At 39.4% G+C, this 5889-nt stretch carries 4 protein-coding genes and 1 pseudogene; 1 reads left to right on the top strand and 4 read right to left on the bottom strand.

Annotated elements, in window-relative coordinates:
- Nucleotides 1-7: 7 nt before the first annotated feature.
- From AC058W_RS01140 to AC058W_RS01130, 3 genes and pseudogenes are all read right to left on the bottom strand, one after another.
- Nucleotides 8-385, bottom strand: a complete 378-nt coding sequence (locus AC058W_RS01140; protein WP_479389588.1) for a YmaF family protein — start codon at nucleotides 383-385, stop codon at nucleotides 8-10.
- Between the two features lie 412 nt (nucleotides 386-797).
- Entirely contained in the window at nucleotides 798-1241 is a 444-nt protein-coding gene (locus AC058W_RS01135; RefSeq protein ID WP_479389587.1) for a hypothetical protein, read from the bottom strand.
- A gap of 585 nt (nucleotides 1242-1826) precedes the next feature.
- A pseudogene (locus AC058W_RS01130) lies at nucleotides 1827-3586 on the bottom strand (alpha-amylase family glycosyl hydrolase).
- 382 nt (nucleotides 3587-3968) lie between these two features.
- On the opposite strand from AC058W_RS01130, the gene AC058W_RS01125 reads away from it, so the two are divergent.
- Nucleotides 3969-4469, top strand: a complete 501-nt coding sequence (locus AC058W_RS01125; RefSeq protein WP_117674496.1) for a hypothetical protein — start codon at nucleotides 3969-3971, stop codon at nucleotides 4467-4469.
- Between the two features lie 94 nt (nucleotides 4470-4563).
- Here the strand turns inward: AC058W_RS01125 and AC058W_RS01120 are convergent.
- Nucleotides 4564-5889, bottom strand: a 1326-nt coding sequence (locus AC058W_RS01120; protein ID WP_479389586.1) for an EAL domain-containing protein, incomplete at its 5' end; no start/stop codon positions are given.

Here is a 5889-nt window from a genome sequence, read left to right as displayed (position 1 = left end):
CCATATCTCACTGGCTTAATCGTGGCAGTTGCATTTCGAAATCAGTCGGACTGTCAATCAAAGATGCCACCTGAAACTGATGTCGGTGTCCGTCACGCATATCAGTAAATGTTTTTGCAAAATGAACATGCTTTCCATTGCCGACATCAATCGCAGGGGATGATGTTCCGCAAAATTCATGGAAGTGTCCATCAGAAAAATCAGTACGGAATTTTACTTCGTGTACATGAGAGTTTCCCATTCGAATAGCTTCGCCGGAAACTGTACAAAAACGGTGGTTGTGGCATTCACGGCATCCGTTTACGGTAGCTGTGCTTCCCGTAATTTCGTGAACATGCTGCTGCGGATTATGATAATTAGGATTACTATTTGCTGAATTACACATAAGAACCTCTTAGATGCTTGTTCACTTTATCAATATGAGAAAAGTAAAATCATGTGCATAATAAGAAAATTTCCGAACAATATAATATGCCCCTGCCAGATATCGACAAGGGCGCATTACATTTAAGAAACTGTAAATGCCAGAACCATATAAACCAGAATGGATACAACGCAATACATGAGTGACCTTATGGAAGCACGTTACAACGCTCTCCTCTTTTTCTTGAGGAAAGTCTGCATACTGAATGTAGCAGGTGCAGGACGCTAATAACTATCAATCATTGCAGAATCCAGCAGCTTATTGTTTTCGACAAAACTATGTACGGTGAAAAGAACACCTGCAATAGTTCTGCCTGTAAGGCTGTAGTCAATAAATTGTTCTGATACACGGACTTAATAATTCAGGAGTCAGTTCAAAGCTGTATCCTACCACAATCAGGATGATGGCAGTAACGGAAGTCGTCAGGATATTCTCCACACTCAGATATACATTTCCCCAGGAACTCTCCAGCAGACACCGGATAATACCGGTAAGTCCGGCAATGATTCCCAGCACACTTGCAATAAATATGCAGGAGTTTTAACGGCAGCTCAACGCAGACGCTCTTTGCGTTTACTTTCTCACCATTTTCTGTCTGTCCCAACATTCCCATGTAGATGCTGAATCCAAACAAAAGTCCTGCGATATCCAGTACTGCGATCTGAGAAAGATTCTCCTGTCCGCATAAGCTTGTATATAAAGGATATGCCATCAGTCCGCCTTCATATACGCTGACCATAAATGGCAGATATTTCTGATAAACACCTGTCATTAACGGTTTCAGGAGAAATCCGATGCCAAAAGGAATCAGGAGCATCAGGAAAACATGTCATACAGAACCAGCTTCCCTGTTTCAGAACTATAATCAGCAGTTGCCAGCTGCATGAAAAATCGCAACCGGAAGCATGATATTTGTTACCAGAAACTTCATGTCATTAATTCCTGTTTTGGAGAGGAATTTCCATTTTCTGCACGGGGATCTGCCAAGCCCGATCATCACCAGTACTCGTGAAGTACGTTTAAGAACGTTCAGTTTTCGGTTCTCCTTTCAGGTCGATTTTTATACGCTCTTTATTGTAGCACTTGCAAAATTTAAAGTCCACAAATCCTTAAATAAAAATATCGGACAGATAAGAGTGTAATAAAGAACTTATCCTGCCCGATATTTTTATAATTTCTGGTTAGTTATTATCTGATTTTATATTATTTAACTTTAACGCTCTTTACTTTAGAATAACTGCTGTATACTCTCTTACCATTTTCAGTACGATATGCCCGCACTTTGTAATAGTATGTTTTCTTAGTAAGTACATCTTTTTATTTACATAGGAAAACTCTGTATCTTTACTTTTCTTTTCATTGTAACGTAGTTCCTTTGTTTAGTAAGTTGACTGGTTAAATCTTAACGAAAACTCTTAAACCAGTTTACCAGAGAGTCATGCCAGATATTATCATATACGGTTTTCTTCATCTGGTCGGTAACAGGACCGTTCGTTGCCATTTTAGCAAGGATGCAAAGCTGCAGTTCCGCTACTGTCATATCTTCCGGTGCTTTGCTCAAATCGGCTACTGTTTTGGCTGCTGTATCCGAAGTTTCATCTGTTTTGTCAGCATCTTTTGCACATGTTCCATTTGCGCAGGCAGATTCCTCTTTCGCTGCGGCAGTTTCCTGTGCTGCAAGATCCTGTGCTGTTTCTTTAGTTACTGCTTCTTTAATTTCAGCTTTTTTAGTTTCGGATGTCTCAGCGGAAGCAGATGTCTCAGTATCGGATGTTGCCTGAACCTCTGCTGCATTTTCAACTTTTATCTGTGTATCTTCTGTCATTGTATCTGCCGGTACCCAGATTTCACCGCTGTTTGCGGCTACCGTCACATTGATGCGTCCACCCTCAACAGATACTTTCTTGTCCGGTAAGAGTTCCGACATATTCTGCACAATTTCCAGCCGGAAGGCTCATTCCTGCTGCATTGTCATCATTGTTTACAGTAACGATCACTCGGACTCCGTCAAGATCACGGGCAAATGCAAACTGGCGGTTTGTCAGATGGAGTTCTGTATAGCTTCCATAACTTAATGCAGGTGTATGCTGTCTCACCTTTCCAAGTGCCGCGATCAGAGCTGTGTTTGGATTTGTTGTTATGGCATCTGCATAGTCCTTCAGATTCAGTGCAGGTCTGAGGCTGTCATCGGAGAATTTCTCTTTCTTTCCCTCGATGCCAAATTCAGAATCCATAATAAATACTTGGAACTCCAGGAAGTGTATAAAGTAATACATGAACCGGGGCAAAATGGGCTTTATTTGACAGTTTGGTATAGATACGTTCTACATCATGGTTGTCCACAAAGTTGTAGAGATCCAGATTTCCCATGTTCTGAAGATATTTCACTGTATGAGCAATTTCAAAATAGTTATGGTCATTGTGACCACTATAGAGTGCTTTGTGAAGTGCATAGTTCGTTACACTGTGAAGTGTCTCTCCGTTTACCCAGCGGCTGTAATCACCATGGATAACTTCACCCATAAGCCAGAAGTCTTCTTTTACTTCTGCTGCTGTGCGGCGAAGTGCACGCATGAAATCGAAATCAAGCACATCTGCCGCATCCAGACGGATCCCGTCGACATCAAATTCGGATACCCAGAAACGGATTACATCGCAGATATAATTCTGAACTTCCGGATTTCTCTGATTTAATTTTACCAGAAGGTTGTAACCGCCCCAGTTCTCATATGAGAATCCGTCATTATATTCGTTGTTTCCGCCGAAGTTTACATTGCAGTACCAGTTCAGATATCTGGAATGCTCACGATTCTGCTGAATGTCTTTAAATGCAAAGAAGTCACGACCTGTATGATTAAATACACCGTCAAAGATAACCTTAATTCCTTTTTCGTGACAGACTGCTACGAAATTTTTGAGATCTTCGTTAGTACCCAGACGGGAATCAAGCTTCTTATAATCAGTGGTTTCATATCCATGACCGACACTCTCAAATAAAGGTCCGATGTATAATGCAGTACATCCGATTTCTTTGATGTGATCGATCCATGGGAGTAATGTGTTCAGACGGGAGACTGACGCACTGTAATCATTAGTTTTTGGTGCTCCGGTTAAGCCCAGTGGATAAATGTGATAGAATATTGCCTCGTTATACCAGCTCATAAATGCCACCTCTGTTTTGTTTATAGTTTGAAAATATATATATCTTTTATATAATAGCAGATTTCGAGGATAGAATCCAGCTTTTTTCAATATTCAGTTTTTTTCAATATGATTGTATGTTACTGTTCACACACCACTATCCCGCGAGGTGTTTTGGCATAAATATGCCAAAATCCCGAGACATACAAGCCAAAATTCCATTGCCGCAGGCAATCTGGAATGAATTTTGGCTACGTTACTGAGAACGGAGTGAACAGTAACGTTTATTTTTGTAATTATTCGATTGGTTAAAATTTACTCTACAAAAAAACATATTTAAGGTATATAATCAGATCAGAAATCATGTTATGTTATTAAGTTTTTTACAAGGAGATATATTTTTATGAGACATATAGATGAAATTCAGATTGCCGGAACTGCTGTTCTGCTTTGTGGTGCGATGTTTGCAATTTCTGCTGTCGCTCCTACCGGAAATACCGTATCAAAAGCGGTTACAAACTTTATAGAAGCACCGGAAACAGCAGCAGAGGCTCAGGCGCAGGCAGAAGAACAGGCTGAGGAGAATGGATTTCCCATTTATACGCAGGAAAGCAATTATGATGATAATTCAGATGATGGCAGCAGCTATGATGATTCTTCCTATAATGATAATACTTATGATGATCAACAGGATAATTCTGATCAGGAATATGATAATACTGATAATGAGGACGGATCTTCTGATACTGGGAATGATGATCAGACATCTGGTGATGACTCAGGAGATGACTCTTCAGACCAGATTGATTATCCGGTTGACGATACAACGGCTGATAATACTGACGGTAGTCTGGATGGTACAGAGGAAGATAATTATGACAATGCTGAGCAGATAACTTACTGATCTGATATAAATAAAGGCTCCGGTTACTGATGTTTTATGAACTGATTAGTAACCGGAGCCTTATTTATATATCAGTAAATTACAGAGATTAATTTTAGAATGTTTTTTGCAACAATTGTTCAAATGATTCCTGATTCATAGGCTTATAGTAGTAATACCCCTGAAGCTCATCACATCCCTCTTCTACAAGGAAATCTACCATTTCTTTTGTTTCCACACCTTCACAAACAATAAATTTCTTGGTCCGTTTTAACAGATGAAAAATTTCCTGAAGGACGATCTTTCCATTTTCGGACAGATCATCTGAAAGAAAACGCTTGTCTATTTTAACTTCGTCAAACAGGATATCTTTTAAAGTATTCAGTGAGGAATAGCCTGAACCGAAATCATCCATGGATATCCGTATATTTTTGTCGTGAAAGAAACGGATCATGGCATTTACGGCTTCAATGTTATGAATAAAAGTAGTTTCTGTGATCTCGAATATCAGATTATGAGGTTCTATCTCATACTTCTCTATCAGATTCATTACTTTTTTAGTGAAACTTTGGATATCCCGGAAATGAACCGGTGATACATTTAAAGAGACAGGAACGATTCTCTTTCCCTCTTTCTGGCGTTGGTTCATCCAGATAAAAGTTTCTTCGTACACATAGTAATCCAACGCCTGGATTTCTCCTGTTTCCTCCAGAATTGGAAGAAACACATCCGGATACCAGATCGTCCTGGCATCCCGCTGCCATCTTACCAGGGCTTCTGCACCTGCAAGTGTCTGATCTTTACCATGTATTTTAGGCTGAAAATAAACTTTAAATTCTTTCTGGCTTAATGCGCGTTTGAACGAGTGAATCGTATCTGCTTTATGCTGTTCTCTCATGGCAATATCCTGAGTATATTCACATACACCTGATAATTTTGTCTTTGCGATACAGCGCACGATGTTTGCATGGGAAATGATTTCTTCTGCCGGAATATTGATATCTTTCAGATAGTAAATGCCAGTATTCAGATGGAAATAATTGATTGGATACGACTGCAAAATTTCCTTTGTAATCTGAGTATTATGTCGTTCAATGCGTTCTTTTATCTCACTTGTGTCATATCCGGTTGTATCGATCACTGCTACAAAAATATCGGAGTGATATCTGTTTACAAATAAGGATTCCTGAAAAAGTTCCATTCTTTTGAGCACAAAATTCAGGATTTTGGTTCCTGTTTCATATCCCCAGTAGTCATTGATCAGATGGAAGTTGCTGATATCTGTCATGAGAAAGGCATATTGTTTTGTACCATTAGCGTTTGTGAGAATCGTAAATATTTTCTCTTTCAGAGAATCAGATGAAATGCTTTGTGCAAGCCCATTTTGGATAATATATTGTTGTTTACTTGCCAGCTGTTGTTTTTTATATTTTTTATCCTG

The sequence above is a fragment of the Blautia sp. CGZ-1-C1 genome (genome assembly GCF_056504575.1).
Note: the sequence above shows the minus strand (reverse complement) of the source record. Positions and strands in the feature narration are given on the sequence as shown.

Excerpts from the sequence above, each read along its gene's own strand:
- AC058W_RS01140 (WP_479389588.1), bottom strand. The coding sequence starts at position 385 with ATGTGTAATTCAGCAAATAGTAATCCTAATTATCATAATCCGCAGCAG.
- AC058W_RS01135 (WP_479389587.1), bottom strand. The coding sequence starts at position 1,241 with ATGCTCCTGATTCCTTTTGGCATCGGATTTCTCCTGAAACCGTTAATG.
- AC058W_RS01125 (WP_117674496.1), top strand. The coding sequence starts at position 3,969 with ATGAGACATATAGATGAAATTCAGATTGCCGGAACTGCTGTTCTGCTT.